The organism is Halioglobus maricola (genome assembly GCF_009388985.1).
Taxonomy (GTDB): Bacteria; Pseudomonadota; Gammaproteobacteria; order Pseudomonadales; family Halieaceae; genus Halioglobus; species Halioglobus maricola.
The window spans coordinates 2,755,149-2,778,983 of record NZ_CP036422.1; the positions used below are offsets into that span (position 1 = coordinate 2,755,149).

Sequence of the window (23,835 nt, forward strand, 5' to 3'; positions counted from 1 at the left end):
CAACTCCAACAGATAGATACTGAAACCGAAAGTGTACCAGAGCGACGCAACGCAGTGCGCGCTATTCTCAGGAGCAAGTCAGTAGGCGCCCAGGCGGCGACGAGAGCTGGAACGGCCGGTTTCGATCTCGGCCTGCAATTCCATCCACAAAGCGTCGTCAGGGAAGCTCGTTTCGCCCTGCCCGACGAGCACTTCAGCTGCATCGAATTCCTTCAGATCAATCTGTTCCCGGGCTGCAGAAGCATAGCCCTGCAGCAGGGCCTGGCCCAAACCCTGGACGGCCGCCACCTCACCGAACTGAACGGATACCTCGTCATAGGCTGCCTGCGCCACATCCAGCGTGCCGCTCTCCAGAGCGCGCATGCCCTTGGCGGCAGTAGCTTCCGCCCCGGCGATGGCCTGCTGCTGTCGCTCTTGCTCTTCACGCTGGCGCTGGGCCCTGTCCTGCTCCGCCTTGGCAGCTCGCTCTTCGGCAGCAATTTTTTCGTTCCAGCTCGATTCCAGTGAACCCAGAGAGTCGCGCATTTCCTGTGCGCTGGCGCTTTCAGGCAACAATGCCAGAGAAGAACTAACAGCTGCACGAGCCGCCTCGAAATCGCCTTCGGCTGCTGCGGCCTCAGCTTGCTGCAGTAATTCATCGACCTGCTGCTGTTGCGCCGCCGCCAGCGCTGCAGTCTCAGCGGCCACTTCATCCTGCGCTACTTCAAGCTGGCCCAGCAGTGGCGTGAGTTCTGGCGCTTCTTCATCAATGGATGCAGCTTCCGCGAGAGAGGATGCCGCCAGCTCCAACTCGCCGCTTTCGAGCGCCGCTTTGGCCGCAACGATGCTCGTCAGAAAAGTCTGTTTTTGCTCTTCAGTGAAAGGGGCCCAACGCTCCTCAATGGCCGCAGTTTCTGCCTGCGCCGTCGCAAAGGCGGCCTGCTCCGCCGCGAGATTCTGCTCCTCCTCGAGCAGGGCCACCTCCGCGGTGTACCGTTCGAGGTTCAGGTTGTTGGCGAAGTAACCGGTAAAACTGTCGAGCAGCTTTTTCGACAGGTCGATGTCACCGGCGCTGAGCGCAGCCTCTAACTGTTCGGTATACAGCTCTTCCACCTGCGCCATCCCCGCGGAAGCGGCAGCATTATTTCGATCCTGGCTCAGCACCTTGAAAAAGGCACTCGCAGCGCCCTGCAGGTCGTTGGCATTCATGGCGCTGTATGCCGTTGCCAGTTCCGCCGTTGCATTGCGTCGATCCTTGACTGAGCCACCCTGCTGCTCCTGCAACCAGAAATAGCCACCGGCACCGAGCCCAACGGTGACTAACACCGCTACCAGCCACTTGAGTGCACCGCCACCCGACTTCTTGGTAGACCCACCCTCCGCGTAAGTACCACTCACCATGCGTTCACGCTGTAGCGAGTTTTCCAGACGATAGGGGCGCGATTGCGAACCAGGGGCCGATACCGCGGGCCCGGATGACTGACTGAGACGTGTTGCCTCAAAGCCCGCCAGCGAAGTCTTGTCGTTCTCATCTGCAGGTGCTGAAGATGGGCTGGGCTTGCGCGGTTCTGCGGCCTCAGTAAGAACATCGTCAGGGGCGAAGCCAGAACTCGCTTCCATCATGAAGTCGTAGAGCTCACGCCCGGTCTGGAAACGATCGTCTGCCGCTTTGGCCAGGCCCTTGTTGATGAAGTCCTGGTAGGCAGCAAGATTCTCCGGGAGCGTCGGAATATCTTCTGTAAGATGCTTTACCGCCGTGGTTACCGCTGATTCTGACTCATAGGGCAAGGTCTTGGTGAGCATTTCGTAGATAAGTACGGCCAGCGCATAGAGGTCAGAGCGACCATCGACCTCGTGCCCCTTGGCCTGTTCCGGACTCATATAACTGGGCGTACCAACCATCAGCCCGGTCTGCGTCATCTGGGTTCCCGAGTTCGCGGCCCGAGCGATACCGAAGTCCGCCAGAACAAAATCATGCTCAGAGCGCAGCATGATGTTGCTGGGCTTGATATCGCGGTGCACATAACCACGGCCTGCCGCATAGTCGAGCGCGTCCGTCATTTGCTGCACGATCTCGTAAATCCGTTGCTGCTGAATCTCGCCGTGAATAAAATCTGCGAGCTCTCCACCCGGCAGCAATTCCATGGCGATATAATTCAGGCCTTCAAAGGTATTAACGTCGTAAATCTGCAGGATATGCGGATGGGTCAGGCGCGCCGAAATTCTCGCCTCGCGGATAAAGCGCTCCGAAAAGCTCTCGTCGGCGTTCATGGACGGATCCATGACCTTGATCGCCACCTCACGATCGAGGTTGAGGTGCAGGGCACGATAGACCGACGCCATACCGCCCCGCCCTAAACGCTCGTAGATTTCGTACCCTGGTAACTCGAAGTCCGCCATGCTGAATTCGTTTTCGCACCGATTCTGAGAACGATCTAGAGTAGCTATTATAGCGACTACACACAATTACACCGCCATTGTAAAAATTTCGCGCTACAGGCAGGATTATTGGTATAAACTGATTTGACGCTCAGCGGTCGAGAACAGGACGATCATCGATACCGAGATAACAATAAGCTTCGGAGACACTCACTCCGGGCACAAGCGTAGTCACAATGAGGATTGCTTCCTCACTGACCCTGAAAGGGGGCTGTATCTCGTCGCCGATGGTGTGGGTGGACATGCAGATGGCGAAGTAGCAGCCGCGATTGTACGCGATACTCTGCAGCGCGATGTCGGAGAAGGCCTCCCCCTGATTGAAGCCATTCATCGGTCGCACAGAGCCGTACTCGATGAGATAGATCGCCGCACCGACAGCAATATGGGCTCTACCGTTGTCGCCGCGCGTATTGGCAGCGATGAATATGACATTGCCTGGGTCGGCGACAGCCGGGCCTACTTCTACGATGGCGAGCTGAAACAAGTCTCCCGCGACCACAACCCTGTCAGTGAAATGGTGGCGCGCGGCGCCATCACCCCAGAGCAGGCGGCATCCCACCCGGAGCGCAATGTACTCTCCCAGTCACTGGGCGTTTCAGAGGCCATCAATGTTGCGCCCGGACGTATTCGCGGCGACTTTGGGCCTGGCGACCAGTTAATTCTGTGCAGTGACGGTCTCACCGACGAAATCAGCGATACCCAGATCGCCCAGATAATGGGCCGTGAGGCGACACCTGAGGCACAAGTCAAAGGGCTGATTGAAGCTGCTCTCAACGCCGGCGGCAGAGACAATGTCACGGTAGTGGTCATCGGGGCCAAAGGCGAACAGGCTGGAGGCAGCAAGAAGGGCGCCAGCACTCTGGGTGGCTCACCGGCCGTCTACGCTGACGCCAAAGATAGCGGCGGTCACGATAACAAAGTACTTATGCTGCTGGGATTGATGGCTGCAATCGCGATTGCCTGGGTGGCAATAAAAATCTTCTGAACTAGTCGCCGACCCCGGGCGCCTGGATAAAGGTCGTCTGGCTGGATGCCTGGCGCTCACTATGACCGCGAGTCAGGTTCTCAGTTACCCTGAAAATAATATCGTGAAAACGCAATTCGTCATCGTGGCGCAGCCTGGTTCGGCCTGACGCGCGCTTGCCGTTCACGACGGTGCCGTTGGACGAGCCGAGGTCCTCTATGAACAGGCCATCCTCTGCCTGCTCCAACTTGGCATGTTGACGCGAGACATGGGGAGTAACAACGGCGAGGTCGCAATCCAAGGCGCGTCCCAGCACCATCTCTCCATGTACCGGATAACTCATGCCACTTAGTGGGCCGGTCTCCGCTGACACTATCCACTCATGCTCTTCCTCTTCCTCGCCTTTGCGCAAGAAATTGGACACACCCGAACGTCGGCGATCATTCACCGGAGAGACATTATCGAGAACGCGTCGCTCAACAAAGGACTGGGTGCGCACGATGCCGCCAGTGGTGAACTGGAAAAACCAGGCGAGCGCAAACGTCACCGGAAAACCGAGCACGGCTGCGTAGATGAAATAACGGGACACCAGATCTGCGTCGTAACCCAGGGCGGGCACAACAATGTCGAACACCTGAAGCACACCCCAGCAAACCAGAACATAGAGCAGGCAGGTGCGAATAACCTTCCGCCTGCGCAACTCGCTGAAGAATGAACCCGAAGACTTGCCGCTCTCTTCCATGATGCAACTGCCGCCTTTAACTAGAGGACTGGTCTAATATAGACCTTTGCCCCTCCTATGTGAATGACCCTGTAATAAGCTGTCACTGTTCACTGGAAGCGAAGTAACGCTGAAAAGCAGCATGACGCTCCTCTTCAGTGAGTTCCAGACAGGCCACCACCTCGTCGATCGCCCTGAGCTCGTCCGCGCCCTGCCGGCCGTCTGCCGCCACAACCCTGAGCATCATGAGCATCACCTCTTCTCGCTCGGCAGGCGTCAGAATTTCGCGCAGCACCCGCCCCACCTCGGCCAGGTCCATGCTTCCCGCATAGAGATTCAGGGCATGGGCGAGCCGCGATCGCGTCGCTGTTTCGTCAAGGGAGAAGTGATCGGAGACAAGGGCCAACATGGTTTCCGACTCGACTTCACTGACACTGCCGTCACCGTGAGCCACATGGTCCAGAAGCGCTGCCACCAGAAAGCGCGGGTCAAAAAAACCATTCTCGCTGTTAGCCACAATCGACAAAACATTGCCGCTAAGCTCAAGGCCGTAAGTCTTTGCCTGGGTCGCCATTGCGCGCTCCCCCGTGGTGCTGTGGATACCCCCAAAGTATAGATGAGCTTACCCGGTAGGGGGGGAAGGATTGTTAAGGCGTCTAAATCGCAGGCAAAAAAAAGGCCATCCCAAGGGGATAGCCTTTTTCATATATGGCGGACCGGACGGGACTCGAACCCGCGACCTCCGGCGTGACAGGCCGGCATTCTAACCAACTGAACTACCGGTCCAAAACGGTAGCGATTCTCCTTTGAACCGGGCGCTGTCAGGTGCCCTGAGAATCTGTTCGGTATTGGTGGGTGATGACGGGATCGAACCGCCGACCCTCTGCTTGTAAGGCAGATGCTCTCCCAGCTGAGCTAATCACCCCCGAACCGAGATGCGCATTATAGGGATTCTTTAGAGGCTGTCAAACGTTCGCGGAAAAAAAGTTTCAATTTTTTGAAAGCGTGAAAAGCCATTGATTTTAGTAGTAAAATTCGCACACTCAGATCGTGCAAAAACTGCTCGCAGAGTAGCCTCCTATCCGCCCCTGAAGAGTTCGACGCTATGGAAATCTACAAGGAATTTCACTTCGAAGCAGCACACCTCCTGCCTAACGTCCCGGAAGGTCACAAGTGCGCCCGCCTCCACGGTCACTCATTCCACGTGCGCCTGTCGGTGACAGGACCGGTCGGTGAAACCTCCGGCTGGATTATGGACTTCGGTGATCTCAAAGCGGCATTCAAACCGATACTTGAGCAGCTTGACCACTACTACCTGAATGACATTGATGGCCTGGAAAACCCTACCAGCGAAAACATCGCCCGCTGGATCTGGCAGCAACTCAAGCCCGCCCTACCCCAATTGTGCGCCGTGCAAATCCGCGAGACCTGCACCAGCGGCTGCATCTACCGCGGCGAGTGAATGTAACTGCAACAATTCGGTAACACTGAAAATAAATGTTGACGGATTCGCATACGCTACAAATAAAGATTGAATCGTCGGTACGAGGTGCGGGAAGACTCACCAGGATCCACATGATGTTCCCAGAGCTACCCTAAAAGTTACCTGCGGTAGCACAAGCACAAAGGTTATACACAAAACAATAGTGATAGCGAAATTTTCACACAGTTACCTATCACTTTAAAATCTCAACATCAGATAACGGTCATATCTACATGTTTTTATTGAATTTTTAGGGTTTGTGCATTTTTTAACCAATCTGTAACATACTGGGCAAACACTGCGCTACCTCCCCGGTTAAACACTTTATTCACCGACTTATCCACAGAATCTGTGGACAACACTGGACCGGATGTTACAGATCTAAGCTGTTACCCCAGGCCGTGATACACCGCCTGCTCGACATAGGCCTTCAAGTGCTGTGGATCGTCCAGTTTCATCCCCATATGCGGAAACATCACCAGTGAAACCGCGAGCCGCATGAGAAAGTCTGTTGCCATCTCCACATCGACGCTGGCGGCGATTTCACCGCGAGAACGCGCCAGTTCAACATGGGACGGCCAGAAAGAAACACTGCGAGCGTAAAAACCTGGGCTGAGATACATCATGGCAACGGTTTCCGGCTCGATCTCTGCAAGGTTGGCGATCAGCCCCCGGGCAGCAGAAGCTCTGCCCCGGGTTACCGAGAGCAGAACTTTATCGACGAGCGTCTCCTGCTTTTCCAACTCAGCCTCAGTTTCATTCAGGAAGGTCTGCTGCCGCCGCTGCAGAACAGCCTGCACCAAGGCATCTTTATCGCCAAAGTGATGATAGATCGAGCCGCGAGATAACTTGCCGATCCGTGCAACCTCCCCCATCGAGGTGCGCCGAATCCCATAGCGGCCAATACAATGCTCCGCGGCATCAAGGATGCGGTCCACCATCGGGTCTGTCTGGTCTGGCGATTTGAACTGCAGGCCTGGGTCATTCACGTACCATGCTCTCCACATATGCTACAATTGAACAATATTCGTTTTTTGTTCAAATGTCTAACGAGCGTAAGAATGGCCACATCAAAAGAATTCGATTACATCATCGTCGGTGCTGGTTCAGCCGGCTGCGCCCTCGCCTACCGCCTGTCCCGGGAAGCGAGTCGCAAGGTATTGCTGCTGGAGGCCGGCGGCAAAGACAGCTTCCCCATGATCCACATACCGCTGGGCTTCGCCTTCATGATGAAGAACCCCAAGGTGAACTGGTGCTACGAAACCGAGCCTGAAACCCAGATGCACAATCGCCGGATAACCTTTCCGCGCGGCAAGGTGCTCGGCGGTACCAGTTGTATCAACGGCATGGTTTACATCCGCGGGCAGCGCGAGGACTACGACGGCTGGGCGGCGCAAGGCAACAGCGGCTGGTCATACGATGAGGTACTACCCTACTTCAAACGCTCCGAACACCGGGCCGAAGGCGCCAATGAGTTCCACGGCCAGGGGGGGCCATTGTGGGTAGAGAACCCGCCGATGGAAGAGAAGCTGGAGCTCGCTGATATCTTTGTCCAGGCAGCGGTTCAGACCGGCCTGCCTTTCAACGAAGATTTCAACGGCGCCTGCCAGGAAGGCGCCGGCGACTACCAGACCAATATCTGCAAGGGCAAACGCCAGAGCGCAGCGAAGACTTTTCTCAAAGCCTGTGAAAACCGGCCAAACCTCCATATCGCTACCGGCGCTCTGGCAGAGAAAATCCTGCTTGAAGAAGGGCGAGCCGTTGGGGTTCGCTACAGCACCTCAGGCAAGAATGCTGAAACTGTTGAAGCGCGCACCAAGGGTGAAGTCATCCTGTGCGGCGGTGTTATCAATTCTCCGCAACTTCTGGAGCTGTCCGGTATCGGTAATCCGGAAGTACTGGAAAAAGCCGGCATTGAAGTCCAGCACCCATTACCTGGTGTGGGCGAGAATATGCAGGATCATCTCACTATCAATGTTCAGCAGGGGATCAACGGCCTGCAAACCTTCTACGAGGAAACCCGGCCGCTCTCTCTCATCGGCAATGTCATTAAGTACTTCACCCGTGGCAAAGGGCTATTGGCCCACCCGGCTGCGCAGATCGGCGTATTCTTCCGTAGCAGCGACGATGAGAAAACACCCAATGCGCAGATCCATTTCGCGCCAGCAGCGAGTGAGCCAGACGCAAAGGGTAACCTTAAGCCCACCCCCGGAACTACAGCGACTGTGTGTAATCTCCGGCCCGAAAGTCGTGGCAGCGTACACATCCGCAGCGCCGACCCGAAGCAACATCCGATTATTCACGCCAACTACCTGGACACCGAGAAAGATCGGCAGGTTCTGATTGATGCGTTGCGCAAGGTCCGAGGCATCTTTCGCGCCCCTGCCCTGGCAGGAAACCTGGGCACGGAGTTTCGCCCCGGCCCCGAGGTCGAATCGGATGAAGAGATTCTGTCCTACATCCGCGCCGAGGCAGAATCGGTCTACCACCCTGTGGGTACCTGCAAGATGGGCAGCGGCGAAGCCGCGGTGGTCGACGAACGGCTTCGCGTCCATGGTATCGCCGGTTTGCGCGTGGCGGACGCCGCTATCATGCCCAACATCATCTCCGGCAACACCCACGCCCCCGCCGTTATGATTGCCGAAAAATGCGCCGACATGCTGCTGCAGGATGCCGGCGTTCGCGTCACCCTGCCCGAGGGGCTGGAATCCGATTCGCAGGCTTCGCCCCGTTCGCCCGCTGCGTTAAAAGCCGTCGCCAACTAATTACAGGAGAAAACACAGTGAATGCACCCACCATCGTACAAGACGCCGCCGCAGAACTGCAGCTGATACTCGACAACCAGCGCCAGGCCTTCAGAGCAGAGGGGCCGGTCAGCCTGGAGACTCGCATTGACCGCATCGATCGCTGTATCGCCCTGCTGGTCGACCACAAACAAGCAATCTGCGACGCAGTGGACAAGGACTTTGGCTGCCGCTCACCCTATACCACCCAGATGATGGACATCATGAACTCGGTTGGCAGTCTCAAGTTCGTGAAGAAAAATCTCAAAAAGTGGATGAAGCCGGAAAAGCGCACGCCGTTCATGCCGATGAACTTTCTCGGGGCCAGGGCCTATGTAAAGTATCAGCCCAAAGGCGTGGTAGGCATCATGACGCCATGGAATGTGCCAGTGAACATGATTTTCAGCCCTCTGGCTGACGTGCTGGGCGCGGGTAATCGAGCCATGATCAAGCCCTCGGAATTTACCCCTCATACGTCTGCACTCATGGGCAAACTATTCGCCCAGTATTTCGAGGAAACCGAAGTCGCGGTCGTCACCGGCGGACCCGAGGTGGGTGCAGCGTTCAGCTCATTGAAGCTGGATCACATCATTTTCACCGGCGCCTCCTCCATCGGCCGCCTGGTCGGTAAAGCGGCCGCGGACAATATGGTACCGGTCACTCTGGAACTGGGCGGGAAGTCACCGGTGGTGATTTCGCCATCAGCCGACATCAACAAAGCAGCCGAGACCTTAATCACGGGCAAGGCCATGAACGGCGGTCAGCTCTGCGTGAGCCCTGACTACTGCTTTGTGCCACAGTCGAAACTGGAAGCGTTCATCAAACGCTGCAGGGATGTTATTGCCGAACAGTTCCCCACTGTGCAGGGCAATCCAGACTTTGTCGCCTGCATCAACGAGCGGCACTACGAGCGCGTGAAAGGCTATATCGACGAAGCGGCTGAGCGGGGCACCCGAATCGTTCCGCTGTGCCCCAAGGGTGAAGAAGTATCCTCGCCCGAAGAGCACAAGCTCGCCCTGCATCTTATTGTCGATCCGGCGGATGACCTCGCCTGCATGCAGGACGAAATTTTCGGCGCCGTGCTGAACGTCAAGACCTATGACGATCTCGACCCGGTGCTTCATTTCATCAATGAGCGCGAGCACCCCCTGGCCCTCTACTACTTCGGCGAGGACAAGGCCGAGGAAGAGCGGGTCATCAATGAGACAATTTCCGGTGGCGTTTCGGTCAATCAGATTGCCATGCACGTCGGCTGTGACGACCTCCCCTTCGGCGGAATAGGCCATTCAGGCAGCGGGAACTACCGAGGCTTCGACGGATTCCGCACCTTTAGCCACGGCCGCGGTGTGTATCGCGAAGGCTGGGTGAACATGGCTAAACTTGCGGGCACCCTGCCCCCGTTCGGGCAAAAGCTTGATAAGATGCTGGACTCGCAAATCAAGAAGTAACATCCATGGATATTGGCCAGTGGCTGTCCCTGGCTGGTATCTGCCTGTTGGGCGCAATGTCGCCCGGGCCGAGTCTGGCCGTCGTCGTTAATGCCGCCCTGCAGAGCGGGCGCAATGCAGGCGTGATCGCAGCTGTGTGTCATGGGGTGGCCACCGGGCTATACGGCCTGCTCACGGTTACCGGCCTCGCGGTGCTGATAGCGCGCTCGCCCGCGGTTTTCCTTGCCATTCAACTCGCCGGCGCCTTCTACCTGATTTATCTGGGCGTTAAATCCCTGCGCAGTCAAGGCTCTGGCGCCCTCACCGCGCAGGCTAAAACCGACAACCGCGGTGCCGCAGTGAGCGGTTTCCTGGTCGCATTCCTCAACCCCAAACTCGCCATCTTCATGCTGGCTCTGTTTGCACAGTTTCTGCGACCCGATGCAGACGTCGTCGAGAAAGGCATCATGGCTGTCACCGTCGGAGTGGTCGACGGTGCCTGGTACTGCCTGATGGCGCTGCTGGTGTCTCACCCGCTGTTCTTTGAGCGCCTGCGCAGCAATAGCCGGAAGATTGATAGGCTTTTCGGTGTCATCCTGATCGCACTGGCTCTTACAGTGCTGTACCGCGCCCTCGCCGCTGCGTGATTCAGTGCAGCACTCGCGGCTGTTCGCTCACCACGACAGACTGAAGCTTCCGGCCCAGCATAATCACATGCCCCTGGCGGCGCTGAACACCATCGTAGCTGTAGTCAAACCGGTATTGACGCCAGATTCGCCAGCGGCCATCCGTGTCGCGACTGAGTGATACACGCTGCACATGAACCGATTGATCAAGCAGCTGAAAATCGTCTCGCTGACCGGCGCGGGCGACATGCTGCAGGGCAATTTCGCGCACTCGAGTCGAGGAAAATAAATAGAGGCAGACTGTTCCCACGATGAAGAGCGTGAGAATTTCGCCGAGCGAAAGATACATCGAAAATGGAACACCGGTCAGTAATGAAGGGCCAAGGATACCTAGGCTCGCCCCCAACGTATAGCCGCTCGTAGAGTGGGCGTGTAAACTTCACTGTACACACGTATTGTCACTTGGATCGCTCGCTATGACTCAGGCTGAGGAGGCGCTTACCAGCAGACAGCGCCAGCGCCAACAGACCCGCTCTCACATACTCGCCGCCGCTGCAGATGCGTTCGCTCGCGCTGGCTTTGAAGCCGCATCTCTGGCGGATATCGCGGCGAGCGCGGACGTCAAAAAAGCACTGGTACAGTATCATTTTTCTACCAAGGAACAGCTGTGGCGGGAGACAGCACTGCACATCTGGCAGCTGCGTAACGATGCCATAGCCACCCGCATGGCGTCGTGTGGAGATAGCGAACTGCCCAGAAAAATGCGTGAGGGCTTTACCGCGCTGCTGGAATTCACCCGGGAAAAACCCCAATGGCTGTGGTTCATGTTTCACGAAGCTGCTGCTCAGGGAGAACGCCAGCGTTGGCTGATCGAACACTGCCTGGCGGAAGACTACCGGCTCGGAGAGATTTTCGTAGTGGAATTTCAAAAACAGGGGCTGATTCGCGCCGGTTCGCCACTGCACTTATTACACCTCATCTCGGGCGCGCTTACCTACAATCTATTGGTGGCCCCCTCTACCCGCCTCACCACCGGCGTCGATCTTGCAAGCCCCGCGGCTATTGCCGAGCAGGTTGACCTGCTCCTGGAGCTACTGCGCCCCTGAATAGTTAGTCTCAAGGAAGCGCCCGACAATGCTGTTAAACAGCGCAGGTTGCTGCGCGTGCAACCAGTGGCCACAGCCTGGCATCGTTTTCAGCCCGGCGGCAGGGAACAACTGCAGCACCCGCTCGCGATGCTCAGGCAGGATGTAGTCAGAGTCGCCGCCTTTTACAAACAGCACCGGGCCGCTGAACACCCGATCTCTATCTGGCGCCGCCCGCACTGCACTATAACCAGCCTTGATGCCCTCCAGGTTGAAACGCCAATCATAGTAACCGTCGGCTCCGCGCTGCAGGCTCATCAGCAGGAACTGAATCACACCCTCCTCTCTCAGGTGAGACTTCATAAGCTGCTCCGCGTCGGCCCGCGAGCGGCAATGGCCTGTGGAAACCGCATCTAACGCAGCAAAAACAGCATCGTGATGAGGTGGGTAGGCTACTGGCGCGATGTCCGCGACCACCAACGCTGCAACCAGCGCGGGGTCCTGCAGCGCGATTTCCATGGCAACCTTACCGCCGAGGGAGTGTCCCATCAGGGCCGCCTGCGGTAACCCCTGCTCTGCAATCCAGGCGCGCACAATGGCAGCGAGCGCGGCCAGGCTGGTGTCATCTGCCCAACCGGAGCGCCCGTGGTTGGGCAGATCCAGGCTGTAGACGGTGTAAACAGGAGCCAGGGAGCGAGCTAGCGCTCCAAGGTTATTGCCGGCGCCAAACAGGCCGTGCATCAGCACAACAGGTGGCCCCTCGCCAGAGACGCTGAAATGAATGTGCTGGTTTTGAGATTTTGCTACCATGCGGCCCACTATATCGAATTGGATTCCATTATGCGTATTGTCCTCGCTCGTCTCGGCGCCCTGCTGACCCTGTGTACTGTTGCTGCCTGCTCCAGCACCCCCAGCTATAACCCGACCACCTTTAACTCTGAGATCGAAACAGCCAAGCTGGCTGAAAAGCCGATCAAAACGGTCGTTATCCCGCACGTCAATCTCGGTATGCCATCGCGCAACTATCTCGAGAAAGAAGCGCCCCGCATCGACGGAATGATCTCAGCCTACCTCAAGGATAACGGCTACAAGGTCATTCCTCAGCGTGAATTCCAGCAGCGCTGGAGCACCGGCGTCCGCGCCTATGGTAACCCTGTCGAACCGACCACGGGCAAAGTAAATATGCGTACCTTCGCCCAGATCATGGAAAGCATTCGCGACGACATGAAGAAGGAATTCAAACTGGACGCGTTCGTTTTTACCGATCTGGTAGAAGTGGAAGTAGCCTTCAATATTGGCATGAAGCACCTTGCCCGCTGGGATGGCGTGAGTCGCAAGCCTGCTCTGCAAGGCCCGGGGGACGGTGTCTCGGTCGATTTCGACTGGAACCAGCTGGCCGCAGTGGCGACTCTACAGGTGGCTGTTTTTGATACAGACTTACAGCGCCTTTTCTTCGGTCGCGGTGGCCTGGATGCGACCGAAGCGATCGACACCCGTTCTTCCAGCGGCCGTTTCACACGTCGCCGCAATATGCTGGAAAACTACAACCACCTCTACGAGGGTATCCAGCTCGCTTTCCACCCTCTCATCGAAATGAAGGCCTGGCCAGGTAACCCCTAGCGAGCCCTATATCAAGCGAGGGTTTCCAACCCTCGCTCGATACACCACATGGCGGACAGGCCACCCAGCACATAGACCGGCACCCAGCGCAGACGATCCTGCCAGGGTGCTATCGGTTTGCGCACAACCCACCACAATGCCAGCACTGCAAGAATGAACGCGATCTGGCCCAGTTCAATTCCGACGTTAAAGAACAGTAGTGCCAGGGGAACGTTATCCTGCGGCAGGCCGGTCTCTGCCAGCGCGCCGGCAAAGCCCATGCCGTGCAGCAGGCCAAAACCGCCCGCCAGCCACCAGGGGTGGCGCCAGAGCAAATCATTACTGCCCTTGCGGGTAAGCTCGACTGCCAGCAGAAAGATGCTCAAGGCGATGGTGAATTCCACCAGTGCCACCGGGTAGTCAAAGAACCCCAGGGTGACCAGCGACAAGGTAATACTGTGGCCCACAGTGAACGCTGTAATTGTCCACAGCAGGCGCGCACCGCCCCCTACCAACAGCAACAGGCCGAACACGAACAGGAGATGGTCTATACCGCCCCAGATATGCTCGAAGCCGAGCACGGTGTAATCCGTAACCACCTCTCCGGCGCCGGGCTCCACGGGCACGACAAATTCCGCTTGCTCGCCATTAAGGACTTCCTGGTACTGGCGCCCGTCCAACAGGCTCAGCATCACCATTGCAGACGCCTGGTTCGCACTGAGGCCGGACACGCCGATGGTGTCCCCAACGAGACCATCGTCACCCAGGCTCTTGCATGTGAGTTGCAGGCTCGTCACCTTGCCCGTGCCCTCGATCTGGGCAGGACTGCTCTGGCTCACCTCACAGCTCTCTGGCCAGGTGGGCCTTAGCGGAACACTACTGGTTGCCTGGACCGGCGTTTTCCACACCAGGTGGTACTGCTCGGCGCCGATCTGCTTGATTTTAAGCAGCGAGGGCGCGAAGCGATGTGCATTGGCGGCGTTGCCCAGAGTCAAACCAAGGGTCAGCAGCAACAGGCTGGCGAGTACTTTTTTCATTGCAGCACCTTTCATTGCAGCACCTCGTAGTCTTCACGCATCCGAGTGATGCTCCTCTCCAGTGCCTCTGTCCGCGCCTGCGACTTGAGATCGCGTTCAAGCATCGGCCGCACTTCTTCCAATGTCGCCGGGCGAGCGGGGACTATTTCACTGGTGAACACATAGTGCTGGCCGTAGGTGGAACGAACCGGCCCGACCCAGCTGTTAACTTCGGGCTCCGCCTCAATCAGATTCATGACAAATGCACTGCCAAAGTGACGCGCAAGCTGGTCCGGTGTCTGGCGAACGAAACGGTATCCCGGCAGGAAGGGCGAACTGAGCTGACGCGCCTCCGCTGGTCCCAGGCCCTCGGCCTCAATCTGGGCTATCGTGCTCTCTATCTCCGACTCGCGGTCGCGATTGAAGTAAATATGCTCAACGGTATAACGCGCAGGCCGGCGAAGCTCTTCCTGACGCTGCTCAAACTCCGTCGCTATTTGGGCCTCACTCGGCAATGCCGGCGGGTTAGCGGCCAGCAACAACTGCTCTACCACCTGAATCATTCGCCGTTTGACCACCTCGTCGCCGAGATGCAGACGCATTTCCAGCGCCTGTTTATATTTCTCCTGCTCGCTCATGCCCTCGCCCATACCGAGAAAGAGCATATTCCGCAGCAGACGCTGATAGACCACCGGGTCATACAGGTGCAATTCAAGTTCAAGCGCTCGCTGGTACAACATATCCCGATCCAGCTCGGCGCTTACCATATTAGCCAGTTGTTCTTCTGACGGCGGGCGACCCACTGCAGAAAACCACTGCTCTTCGAGCGCCTCAACACGCGCATCGGAAAGCGGTCCGATTGTTGGCTTGGGTTCAGGAAACAGCTGGCCCTGCAGCCACAAAAGCAGTATCCCCAACAAAACGAAATGTATCCAGGGCCGATTCAGCCTGGCCAAAAATTGCATAAATAAAACTCCGGAAGGTCAGCTCACCAGTAACGGTTAAACTCGTCAGGATTCATATCGGGAAGTGGTTTGGCATTGCCGTCTCGGGTACCGAGATACAAGAAACCCGTAATTTCTTCATTTGCAGCCAGCTCCATGGCGTCCATAAATGTGCGGTCAAATGCAGCGTCCCCGGTGCGCCAGATGCCAGCGAAGCCTAGCGCTTCTGCAGCGAGCAATAGCCCGTGGGCCGCGCAAGCCGCAGACTGGCGCTGCTCTATCGGGGGCACTTTGGGATGCTCAGACAATGTGCAGATCACCACGACCACGAGCGGCGCCCGCAAAGGCGAATTGCGCGCCTTGGCCTGGGCAGTCTCATCGGCATCGGGATTTCGCTGCAAAAGGGCCTCGTGTAACAGGCCTCCCAGGGCTTCGCGGCGCTCGCCGGCTACCGTCAGGAAACGCCAGGGGCGCAGTCTTGCGTGATCAGGCGCGCGCATGGCGACCTTGATCATCTGTGCCATTTGGTCGGCGTTTGGACCAGGAGCACAGAGTTTCGGGGCAGAATTCCTGTTGGCCAGAAACTGAAGCTGTTCGTTCATCAACATACCGCGTTTGTTATTGCCGGCCTATGATAGCAGGCTCGGGGCCGACCATGATATTCATGAAGCCCTCATCTTCCGGCACAGCGTCTACATTGTCACACCACTGCGCCAGCTCGGCGGCATCGCTGGCGACCAGACGATGTTCGATGTGATCAACAATCCAGAAAGGCTGGTTCAATTGCGCAAGAAGTTCAATCAGTTGGCGGCCACTACTACCACATTGACGCAAAGACCGCGGGGTGAGCTCGACGATAATCCTGCAGGGCGCCGCCTGCGCCTGCAGTAGTGGCAGCAATCCAGCAACGACACCGTACTCCGAACCCTGGGTGTCAATTTTGAGTAAATCAATACGATTGGTGCGCGCCACCAGATAATCGGTTCCATTGAGCAGGGAAATCGCAACACTGCGTCTCGCGTCCCCGGCATCAAAAATCTGGTGATCGCCGAGATTGTGTTCACTGAGATAAAGCTGGGCGTCGCTGGCCTGTGCTGCAAGCCCGGCGTTGACGGCCTCGATACAGCTCAGTTGATTGTGACCAATGCTTCTCTGCATCAGGATGAAATTCGCCGGATCAGGCTCGAATGCAAACACCCTCCCCTTTGGCCCGACGACACCAGCGGCCAACAGCGAGAAGTAGCCTATATTGGCACCCACGTCGATGAAGACCTGGCCGGGACGCAACACCTGTAATAACAGGCTGGATTCATAGGGCTCCCACACTGCTGACTCACGCAGCTGGCGCGAGACATGCTGGTCGTGATCGCCGTGTACATAAATACTGAGAGGAGCAGCCTGACCAGGGACTGCCAGCGACACCAGCTCAACTCCGGATTGGACATCAGTACTCGACATTATTCAGTGCGCTTTTACTTTTGCTTCGCCGCAGCGGGTACAAACATATCGGGTCACCAGTTTGCCCTGCTTGACGTCAAACTGCTTCGCCACATCCACCTGCCACTTGTGGTGGCCATGGCGGCACAGGGTTTTACCCTTGTGCTTTTCTTTGGCTGAGGGTTTGCGAAATGGAATTACGTCGGCCATGGTTCAGAGGAGTGTCCGCTCCAGAGCTTTGTCCCATGACGCCTGGCGCCTGCGTCGTGCACTGGCGTTCATGGTCACAGAAAACTCATTCTCGACCTGCCAGATATCGCGAATTTCCTTGGGGCTCTGCCACAGGCCTACCCCTAAACCGGCGAGGTAGCATGCACCAGCAACTGTGGTTTCAATCACCTGCGGGCGGATCAGCTTACGGCCCAATACATCTGCCTGGATCTGCATCAGCAGATCGTTTGCAGCGGCACCGCCATCTACGCGCAGTGGCTTCATACGCTTGCCCAGATCTGCTTCCATCGCGCGCAGAATATCTGCGTTTTGTAATGCCATGGCGTCCAGTGTCGCCCTGGCGATATGACCCCACTCAGTGCCTCGGGTGAGGCCGGTGAGCGTGCCGCGGGCCTCCGGCGCCCAGTGCGGTGCGCCCAGCCCCGTCAGGGCCGGCACGAACTCAACCCCGCCGTGGTCCGGCACTTCTCGCGCCAGCGCTTCCACCGCGTGGGCTTGTTTAATAATTTTGAGGCCATCGCGCAACCACTGCACGGCCGCGCCGCAAATAAACGCCCCGCCCTCCAGCGCAAATACAGGCTTGTCTTTCTCACCCAGTTGCCAGGCAACTGTCGTGAGCAGACCTGAGTCGGATTGCAGCGGTTCGGTCCCTGTATTCATCAGGATGAATGAGCCTGTACCGAAGGTACACTTGGCATCGCCAGTGGCAAAGCAGGCCTGGCCAAACAGGGCCGCCTGCTGGTCGCCGGCCACCCCGGTAATAGGAATACCATCGGGCAAGCCAGGCACGCCCTGGGTACGCCCGAGCTCGGCGCTTGACGGCGCAATCCGCGGCAAGATGTCGACAGGGACCTGAAACAGATCCAGCATCTTGCGATCCCAGGCGCAGGTTTTGAGGTTCATCAGTGAGGTGCGCGAGGCATTCGACACGTCGGTGACATGGCTCTCGCCACCACTAAGCTGCCAGATCAGATAGCTATCGACAGTACCTGCTGCCACTCTGCCGGCTCGGCGCAGACGCGAGATACCAGAAGTGTTATTGAGCAGCCAGCGAAACTTACTGGCTGAGAAATAAGGATCAAGCACCAGGCCGGTCCTGTGCCGGACATCCAGCTCATGACCGTCTGACTTGAGCTTTTCGCAAAAATCAGTGGTTCGCCGGCACTGCCAGACAATCGCATTGTTCAGCGGATCGCCTGTCTCGCGATCCCACAAAAGTGCGGTTTCACGCTGGTTGGTAATGCCAATTGCGGCAATATCGGACGCCTTGCAAATACGCTTGCGCAGCACTGCGCGAATGCCCTTGAGGACCGAGCCCCAGATCTCCGCAGGCCGGTGTTCAACCCAACCGGGCTTCGGGTAGATCTGGGGAAACTCGTTGTTGACGCTGGCCCTGACCTTTCCCGCAGAATCCATCAGGGCCACTGTGCTTCCCGTGGTGCCCTGGTCGATTGCCAGAATGAAGTCGGCCATATCTCAGCTCCGCATTAGTTTACTCGCCGTAACCTTCTACGGCTTTAGTCTCGAGGAAATCCGTGAAGCCATGTTCGCCCCACTCGCGCCCGTTGCCGGACTGTTTATATCCGCCAAAGGGTACGGCATAGCCGCCCGACTGGCCATTGATTTTCACGTTGCCGGCGCGGATTTGAGAGGCCACCTGACGCGCGTGCTCCATGCTTTCACTCTGCACATAACCGGCAAGACCGTAAACGGTATCATTGGCGATCGCGATAGCCTCTTCCTCTGTCTCGTAGGGAATCATCGTGAGCACCGGGCCAAAAATTTCTTCTCGCGCGATCGTCATATCGTTATTCGCAGCCGAGAAAACAGTGGGCTGCACAAAATAACCTTTGTCGATGCCCTGGGGAAGACCGGGCCCACCAGCGACCAACTTTGCGCCTTCGGCAACACCCGCTTCAATCAGGCCCTGAATTTTGTCGTACTGCAGTTTCGACACCACAGGCCCCATGGTTGTCTCGGTATTGGCCGGGTCGCCCACTACCACCGAGGCAGCTGCCCTGGCTGCAATGTCTTCGGCCTCGGCAAGCTTGGCCGCGGGCACCAGCATGCGCGATGGCGCATTACAGGACTGCCCCGTATTGGCGAACATGTGCAATGCGCCGCGCGTAACAGCCACTTCCAGATTGGCATCGTCGAGAATAATATTGGGGCTCTTGCCGCCAAGTTCCTGGGCAACTCGCTTCACCGTGGGTGCCGCGTTCTGAGCCACGGCAATTCCAGCGCGGGTAGAACCGGTAAACGACATCATATCGACGTCAGGATGTTTCGACAGCGCTGTTCCCACGCCAGGGCCATCGCCGTTGACCATATTGTAAACACCCGCGGGAACACCGGCCTCGTGCATGACTTCAGTCCAGAGCCAGGCCGACAACGGGGCGATCTCACTGGGTTTGAGCACCATGGTACAGCCCACCGCAAGCGCGGGCGCCACTTTGCAACCGATCTGGTTAACCGGCCAATTCCATGGTGTGATCAAGCCGCACACGCCAATCGGCTCGCGAAACACACGCGCATTGCCCACATCTTCCTCGAACTCAAATTGGCGCAGCACGCGCAGGGCCTCAGCAAGATGGCCCAGGCCGCAGTCCGCCTGCTCTTCCACGGCAAATGTCTGGGGTGAACCCATTTCCTCACGGATTGCCACCGCGATATCGTCATAGCGTTTCTTATAGATTTCGACACAGGATTCCAGCAGCTCAATGCGCTCCTGACGTGTGGTGCGACTGAAGCTTGTGAAGGCGCGCTTCGCCGCTGCCACCGCTAGTTCAACATCGGCCTCAGCGCCAATAGAAATCACAGCACAGGCCTCTTCGTTGGCCGGGTTAATCACTTCCAGGTCAAGTGGTGTAGCAGGGGCCACCCACTGGCCGTCGATATAGAATTTGCGGTAGTCGCGCATGACTGGCTCCAAAATAGACTAGTAACAATCCGTCCAAGTCTAGCAGCGACGTCGCCCTTGGGTATCACCCAAGAGGGGTGTACAATCCGCGCGTTTTTTAACCAACTTGGTTTGGAGATCCACGCTCATGGACAACGAAGAATTGACCCTGTTTCGCGATATGGCACGCCGCGCTTATGAACAGGAAATCGAGCCCCACTACGAAAGCTGGGAAGAACAACACATCGTGCCTCGCGAGTTGTGGAATACCCTAGGTGCTGCCGGGCTTCTGTGCCCCGATATGCCTGAGGAATATGGCGGTGCAGGCACCTCCCCCCGCGTTTGTCTCGCCATGATTGAGGAGATGTCGCGCATGGGCTACGGCGGTCTCGCCAGCGGCTACGGCATCCACAGCAATATCGTTGCTCCTTACATTAATCACTTCGGCACCGAAGAGCAGAAACAACAGTGGCTGCCAAAAATGATTACCGGTGAGGCTGTCGGCGCACTGGCGATGACCGAGCCCGGTGCGGGCTCTGATGTTCAGGGTATTCGTACTTCCGCGGTTCGTGATGGCGATGAGTGGGTACTGAACGGCTCCAAAATATTCATCACCAACGGCATCCACGCCGATATTGTTATCGTGGCAGCGATTACAGACCCCGGCAAAGGCGCCAAGGGCACGTCCCTCTTTCTGGTAGACACCACCCTCCCCGGTTTCGAGAAAGGCAACAAGATCGAGAAAATAGGCCAGCACGCGTCAGACACCGCCGAGCTGTTTTTCCAGGATGTACGTATGCCTGCCAACGCGCTGTTGGGAGAAGAGAACAAGGGCTTCGTGATCATGATGACAGAGCTGCCACGCGAACGCCTGGGCATTGCGGCACAGGCCGTGGCCGCGGCGGAAGGTGCCCTCGATCTTACCGTGGACTATGTGCTGCAGCGCAAGGCCTTTGGCCAGACGGTAGCCTCTTTCCAGAATACCCGCTTTACTCTTGCCACCGTGAAAACAGAGATCGCCCTGAACCGGGCCCTGTACGAAAAGTGTGCCGAGGAATATTCACGCAACGAGCTGTCTGCCGACGATGCGGCGATGCTCAAATACGCCAGCACCGAAATGCAGTGCAGCACGGTTGATGACTGCCTGCAGCTCTTCGGCGGCTACGGCTACACCGCCGAGTACCCCATCTCACGTTACTACACCGACGCGCGTATCCAGCGCATTTACGGCGGGTCTTCGGAGATCATGCGCGAGCTGGTTGCTCGCTCCATGCTGGGCAGGTGATTCTCGTCGCTTAGTTGGCTCCTAACTGGTGCACCACTTTGCACCACTTTTCCATGTTCTCGCGGGTGGTGTCCTTGAGCTCGAGGCCCACCCAGTAACCCGACTTTCCGTGGGCGTCCTGACACCATTTGGCCTCGCCCACCAGTTCGAGGTTGTTTTTCCAATCGCTCATTGGCACTGCGATATGCACGGTGCTGCCAGCATCGATACTCTCGGGCACCAGAATACGCAGGCCCGCCACCGAAACATCAACAGTCTCGCAGCGAATGACCTTGCTTTCACTTTGCCTGCGGCCACCCCCGGCCTCCACCTCTAGAAAAATCGCCTGGACGACGGAAACTCGTTCGTGCTCACGGCGTTCAGCGTAATCAACGGCTTCGGACATGACTTCCTCCTGATTGATGTCAGCTGGAAATATAGCCAGTGATGATGATGTTCGTCAGCAGGGAATTGGAGTTTTCTCGAGTTTTTTTAGCCGCTGAAACTTCCGACCAAACCCAGCAGCGACAGTAGAAATAGGCCGGCCGTCAGTGTGATGCCTGATAGAACAGTGGTGAGCACCACAATATTTGCCGCCAGTACTGCGTTGCCCCGCGCTGCGGCGACCATGATATACCCCGAGGCTGCTGCCGGGGTGCCAACCAGCAGAAACAACACACCCAGCGCCTCTCCGCGCACACCCATGGCCAAAGCCAGCAACACCGTCAGCAGCGGCGCCACAACAAGTCGCCAGACACAGGCCTCCCAGGCCAGAGGGCCTGAGCTGCGCAATTCACCGAGGCGCATCGCAGCACCGATACACAACAACACCAGAGGCAGGAAAAATGCTGACAGCATCGGCGCGCTCGCCGTGACCAATGGCGGTACCGGTATCGGCGCGATCGACAACAACGCGCCAGCTATAATCCCGATAATCAGCGGGTTGCGCAGCACTCCGCTGACAGCTCCCCAAAGAGAAGCGTTTCCACCCAGTGTGGCATTGAGCACGATCACAGCGAGAACATTGTAGAAGCTTGTCATGGCTGCAATTGCCAATGCCGCGAGCCGCGCTCCCTCCTCACCGTAGGCTGCGACACACAGCGCAACGCCGACGATCGCGAGATTAGAACGGTACGCTCCCTGAACGAAAATGCCCCGCTCGGCAAAAGGATGGCCGCGTCTGGCACTGTATATCCAGGCGCCCACTACGACGAGGGCAGTACTGAGAACACCTGCTAACAGGTAGGTGACGCTGTTGATATCATTGAAGTCGATACTGGCGGCACCGGCGAATAACATCAGCGGCAGCCCCAGGTTAAACGACCAGCGAGATATCCAGTCGTTCAAGGCTTGCGGAAACAGGCCAATGCGATTGAGTAACACACCCGCTGCCACCCAGGCAAAGGTGGGCAGCGAGACTGCAAGGCAGGCGGAGAGGAGCTGAGAGGCGTCTTGTAAATTCAAGCGCCAATTCTGGCGCAAGCAGCTTGATTACGCTAGTTCTGTCAGGGTATCGCCAAGTGCGCTGACCAGGCTGTCGATCTCATCTTTCTCGGTAATGAAAGGCAGGCCCAGCTGAATAGTGTCTCCACCATAGCGCACGTAAAAACCCTTCTCCCACATGCGCATAGCGATTTCATAGGGGCGGCGAGCGGGCTCGCCCGGGTAGGCGGCGAAAGTCAGACCACCGGCGAACCCGTAATTGCGGATATCCACGAGGTGCGGTAAGCCCTTGAGTTGATGCAAGGTTTCCTCGAAGTGCGGTGCCAGCGCGGCAACACGTTGAGGCAGCTTCTCCGCCTCCAGCAAGTCCAGTGCAGCAAGGCCCGCAGCGCAGGCCACAGGGTGGGCAGAATAGGTATAGCCGTGCGGGAATTCGAGCATATACTCGGGTCCGCCCTGTGCCATGAATGTCTGGTAGATCTCATTGCTTGCCATCACAGCGCCCATGGGGATGGCACCGTTAGTCATCTGCTTGGCCATGGTCATGATGTTCGGGGTCACCCCGAAGGCATCGGCACCGGTCATCGCCCCCATACGTCCAAAGGCGGTAATCACCTCGTCAAAGATCAACAAGATGTCGTTGGCGTCGCAGATGTCGCGAAGGCGTTGCAGGTAGCCTGCGGGCGGAGGGATGACACCGGCAGACCCGGCCAGCGGTTCCACGATCACTGCTGCGATATTGGAAGCATCGTGCAGGGCAATGAGCTCATTCATTTGATCCGCCAACTGCCAGCCCTCAGCAGGCATCCCCCTGGTGAATTCATTACCTGCTATCTGAGTATGGGACAAGTGATCGGCATCGACCGCCGGGCCAAACAGCTTGCGGTTGGCGCCGATGCCGCCCACGGAAATGCCGCCGAAATTCACGCCGTGGTAGCCCTTGGCGCGACCGATCAGTTTAGTCTTACTGGGCTGCCCCTTGAGGCGCCAGTAGGCTCGGGCCATTTTCAGCGCAGTCTCCACACTCTCGGAGCCTGAGTTGGTAAAGAAAACATAGTCCAGCCCCTCGGGTGTAAGCTCCTTGAGCTTGTTGGCAAGCTGAAATGACTTTCGTTGGCCGAACTGAAATGCCGGAGAGTAATCGAGGGTTGTGAGTTGCTTCGCCACCGCAGCGGCAATTTCGGGGCGATTGTGGCCCAGGCCTGTGGTCCAGAGCCCAGAGAGGCCATCGAAAATCCTGCGCCCCCTATCGTCGATGTAGTAGGCGCCTTCCGCCGCCACCAGCATGCGCGGGTCATCCTTGAACTGACGGTTGCCCGTATAGGCCATCCAATGGGCTTCAAGTTCCTCACGGGTCAGGGGAGGCTGAACGTCTGGAATGTTGGTCATTTCGATCTGCTCGGGTAAAAGCACGACATTCTACGGCGCAGACTTAGTTTCATAAATAATTACCTATAAACGTAAAGTTTCATTACTATCTAACTTTAAACTCAAT

Annotated in this window: 25 protein-coding genes and 2 tRNA genes; 8 read left to right on the plus strand and 19 right to left on the minus strand. The window is 57.3% G+C overall.

Going from position 1 to position 23,835, the window contains the following annotated elements; translation table 11 throughout:
* Nucleotides 1-78 precede the first annotated feature (78 nt).
* Entirely contained in the window at nucleotides 79-2,379 is a 2,301-nt protein-coding gene (locus EY643_RS12500; protein ID WP_153239555.1) for a serine/threonine-protein kinase, read from the minus strand.
* A 130-nt stretch (nucleotides 2,380-2,509) separates the two neighbouring features.
* Nucleotides 2,510-2,662: a hypothetical protein gene (locus EY643_RS19585; protein WP_170287386.1), complete on the minus strand. Its 153-nt coding sequence runs from the start codon at nucleotides 2,660-2,662 to the stop codon at nucleotides 2,510-2,512.
* Here EY643_RS19585 and EY643_RS12505 point away from each other — a divergent pair.
* The gene (locus tag EY643_RS12505; RefSeq protein WP_240732902.1) at nucleotides 2,630-3,403 is read left to right on the plus strand and encodes a PP2C family protein-serine/threonine phosphatase; all 774 of its coding nucleotides are present in this window, start codon (nucleotides 2,630-2,632) and stop codon (nucleotides 3,401-3,403) included. The two genes, EY643_RS19585 and EY643_RS12505, sit on opposite strands and share 33 nt — an antisense overlap.
* A 1-nt stretch (nucleotide 3,404) precedes the next feature.
* On the opposite strand, the gene EY643_RS12510 is transcribed toward EY643_RS12505, so the two are convergent.
* From EY643_RS12510 to EY643_RS12525, 4 genes are all read right to left on the minus strand, one after another.
* Entirely contained in the window at nucleotides 3,405-4,124 is a 720-nt protein-coding gene (locus tag EY643_RS12510) for an FHA domain-containing protein (protein WP_153239557.1), read from the minus strand.
* Between the two features lie 82 nt (nucleotides 4,125-4,206).
* Nucleotides 4,207-4,677, minus strand: coding sequence for a tellurite resistance TerB family protein (locus tag EY643_RS12515; protein ID WP_153239558.1), 471 nt, complete (start codon nucleotides 4,675-4,677; stop codon nucleotides 4,207-4,209).
* A gap of 135 nt (nucleotides 4,678-4,812) precedes the next feature.
* Nucleotides 4,813-4,889: transfer RNA gene (locus EY643_RS12520), tRNA-Asp, on the minus strand.
* Nucleotides 4,890-4,952: 63 nt separating this feature from the next.
* A tRNA-Val gene (locus tag EY643_RS12525) sits at nucleotides 4,953-5,028 on the minus strand.
* 180 nt (nucleotides 5,029-5,208) lie between these two features.
* On the opposite strand from EY643_RS12525, the gene queD reads away from it, so the two are divergent.
* Nucleotides 5,209-5,565 (plus strand): 6-carboxytetrahydropterin synthase QueD, encoded by a 357-nt coding sequence (gene queD, locus EY643_RS12530; RefSeq protein WP_153239559.1) that lies wholly within the window; start codon nucleotides 5,209-5,211, stop codon nucleotides 5,563-5,565.
* 410 nt (nucleotides 5,566-5,975) lie between these two features.
* Here the strand turns inward: queD and EY643_RS12535 are convergent, their stop codons facing one another.
* Complete coding sequence (locus EY643_RS12535; RefSeq protein ID WP_170287388.1) at nucleotides 5,976-6,575, minus strand: TetR/AcrR family transcriptional regulator; 600 nt, start codon at nucleotides 6,573-6,575, stop codon at nucleotides 5,976-5,978.
* A 72-nt stretch (nucleotides 6,576-6,647) separates the two neighbouring features.
* Here EY643_RS12535 and EY643_RS12540 point away from each other — a divergent pair, with 72 nt between their 5' ends.
* The 3 genes from EY643_RS12540 to EY643_RS12550 are packed head-to-tail and all read left to right on the plus strand — an operon-like array spanning nucleotide 6,648 to nucleotide 10,443.
* Nucleotides 6,648-8,351, plus strand: a complete 1,704-nt coding sequence (locus EY643_RS12540; RefSeq protein WP_153239561.1) for a GMC family oxidoreductase — start codon at nucleotides 6,648-6,650, stop codon at nucleotides 8,349-8,351.
* A 17-nt stretch (nucleotides 8,352-8,368) separates the two neighbouring features.
* On the plus strand, nucleotides 8,369-9,817 hold the full coding sequence (locus tag EY643_RS12545; RefSeq protein ID WP_240732695.1) for a coniferyl aldehyde dehydrogenase: 1,449 nt from the start codon (nucleotides 8,369-8,371) through the stop codon (nucleotides 9,815-9,817).
* Between the two features lie 5 nt (nucleotides 9,818-9,822).
* Complete coding sequence (locus tag EY643_RS12550) at nucleotides 9,823-10,443, plus strand: LysE family translocator (protein WP_153239563.1); 621 nt, start codon at nucleotides 9,823-9,825, stop codon at nucleotides 10,441-10,443.
* Between the two features lies 1 nt (nucleotide 10,444).
* On the opposite strand, the gene EY643_RS12555 is transcribed toward EY643_RS12550, so the two are convergent.
* A complete protein-coding gene (locus EY643_RS12555; RefSeq protein WP_153239564.1) occupies nucleotides 10,445-10,771 on the minus strand; it encodes a DUF3301 domain-containing protein in 327 nt (108 codons plus the stop codon).
* A 127-nt stretch (nucleotides 10,772-10,898) separates the two neighbouring features.
* On the opposite strand from EY643_RS12555, the gene EY643_RS12560 reads away from it, so the two are divergent.
* Entirely contained in the window at nucleotides 10,899-11,528 is a 630-nt protein-coding gene (locus EY643_RS12560) for a TetR/AcrR family transcriptional regulator (protein WP_153239565.1), read from the plus strand.
* Here EY643_RS12560 and EY643_RS12565 read toward each other — a convergent pair.
* A complete protein-coding gene (locus tag EY643_RS12565) occupies nucleotides 11,514-12,317 on the minus strand; it encodes an alpha/beta fold hydrolase (RefSeq protein WP_205743055.1) in 804 nt (267 codons plus the stop codon). The genes EY643_RS12560 and EY643_RS12565 overlap by 15 nt on opposite strands.
* 30 nt (nucleotides 12,318-12,347) lie before the next feature.
* On the opposite strand from EY643_RS12565, the gene EY643_RS12570 reads away from it, so the two are divergent.
* The gene (locus tag EY643_RS12570; RefSeq protein WP_153239566.1) at nucleotides 12,348-13,127 is read left to right on the plus strand and encodes a hypothetical protein; all 780 of its coding nucleotides are present in this window, start codon (nucleotides 12,348-12,350) and stop codon (nucleotides 13,125-13,127) included.
* Between the two features lie 11 nt (nucleotides 13,128-13,138).
* Here EY643_RS12570 and EY643_RS12575 read toward each other — a convergent pair whose 3' ends face one another.
* Genes EY643_RS12575 through EY643_RS12605 form a run of 7 tightly spaced genes read right to left on the minus strand, consistent with a single transcriptional unit; the run spans nucleotide 13,139 to nucleotide 19,654 of the window.
* A complete protein-coding gene (locus EY643_RS12575) occupies nucleotides 13,139-14,158 on the minus strand; it encodes a HupE/UreJ family protein (RefSeq protein ID WP_153239567.1) in 1,020 nt (339 codons plus the stop codon).
* Complete coding sequence (locus EY643_RS12580; protein ID WP_153239568.1) at nucleotides 14,155-15,087, minus strand: peptidyl-prolyl cis-trans isomerase; 933 nt, start codon at nucleotides 15,085-15,087, stop codon at nucleotides 14,155-14,157. Before EY643_RS12580 ends, EY643_RS12575 begins: the two co-directional genes overlap by 4 nt.
* Nucleotides 15,088-15,110: 23 nt before the next feature.
* On the minus strand, nucleotides 15,111-15,668 hold the full coding sequence (locus tag EY643_RS12585; protein ID WP_153239569.1) for a nitroreductase family protein: 558 nt from the start codon (nucleotides 15,666-15,668) through the stop codon (nucleotides 15,111-15,113).
* Between the two features lie 16 nt (nucleotides 15,669-15,684).
* Nucleotides 15,685-16,488, minus strand: a complete 804-nt coding sequence (locus EY643_RS12590) for an FkbM family methyltransferase (protein ID WP_240732696.1) — start codon at nucleotides 16,486-16,488, stop codon at nucleotides 15,685-15,687.
* A gap of 39 nt (nucleotides 16,489-16,527) precedes the next feature.
* Nucleotides 16,528-16,713 (minus strand): hypothetical protein, encoded by a 186-nt coding sequence (locus tag EY643_RS12595; RefSeq protein ID WP_153239571.1) that lies wholly within the window; start codon nucleotides 16,711-16,713, stop codon nucleotides 16,528-16,530.
* 3 nt (nucleotides 16,714-16,716) lie between these two features.
* Nucleotides 16,717-18,207, minus strand: coding sequence for a glycerol kinase GlpK (gene glpK / locus EY643_RS12600; RefSeq protein ID WP_153239572.1), 1,491 nt, complete (start codon nucleotides 18,205-18,207; stop codon nucleotides 16,717-16,719).
* Between the two features lie 19 nt (nucleotides 18,208-18,226).
* Nucleotides 18,227-19,654 (minus strand): aldehyde dehydrogenase family protein, encoded by a 1,428-nt coding sequence (locus EY643_RS12605; RefSeq protein ID WP_153239573.1) that lies wholly within the window; start codon nucleotides 19,652-19,654, stop codon nucleotides 18,227-18,229.
* A gap of 127 nt (nucleotides 19,655-19,781) precedes the next feature.
* Between EY643_RS12605 and EY643_RS12610 the strand changes: the two genes are divergently transcribed.
* On the plus strand, nucleotides 19,782-20,918 hold the full coding sequence (locus EY643_RS12610) for an acyl-CoA dehydrogenase family protein (protein WP_153239574.1): 1,137 nt from the start codon (nucleotides 19,782-19,784) through the stop codon (nucleotides 20,916-20,918).
* Nucleotides 20,919-20,928: 10 nt separating this feature from the next.
* On the opposite strand, the gene EY643_RS12615 is transcribed toward EY643_RS12610, so the two are convergent.
* From EY643_RS12615 to aptA, 3 genes are all read right to left on the minus strand, one after another.
* On the minus strand, nucleotides 20,929-21,303 hold the full coding sequence (locus EY643_RS12615; RefSeq protein ID WP_153239575.1) for a PilZ domain-containing protein: 375 nt from the start codon (nucleotides 21,301-21,303) through the stop codon (nucleotides 20,929-20,931).
* An 86-nt stretch (nucleotides 21,304-21,389) separates the two neighbouring features.
* The gene (locus tag EY643_RS12620; RefSeq protein ID WP_153239576.1) at nucleotides 21,390-22,361 is read right to left on the minus strand and encodes an AEC family transporter; all 972 of its coding nucleotides are present in this window, start codon (nucleotides 22,359-22,361) and stop codon (nucleotides 21,390-21,392) included.
* A 27-nt stretch (nucleotides 22,362-22,388) separates the two neighbouring features.
* Complete coding sequence (aptA, locus tag EY643_RS12625; RefSeq protein WP_153239577.1) at nucleotides 22,389-23,729, minus strand: omega-aminotransferase AptA; 1,341 nt, start codon at nucleotides 23,727-23,729, stop codon at nucleotides 22,389-22,391.
* Nucleotides 23,730-23,835 lie beyond the last annotated feature (106 nt).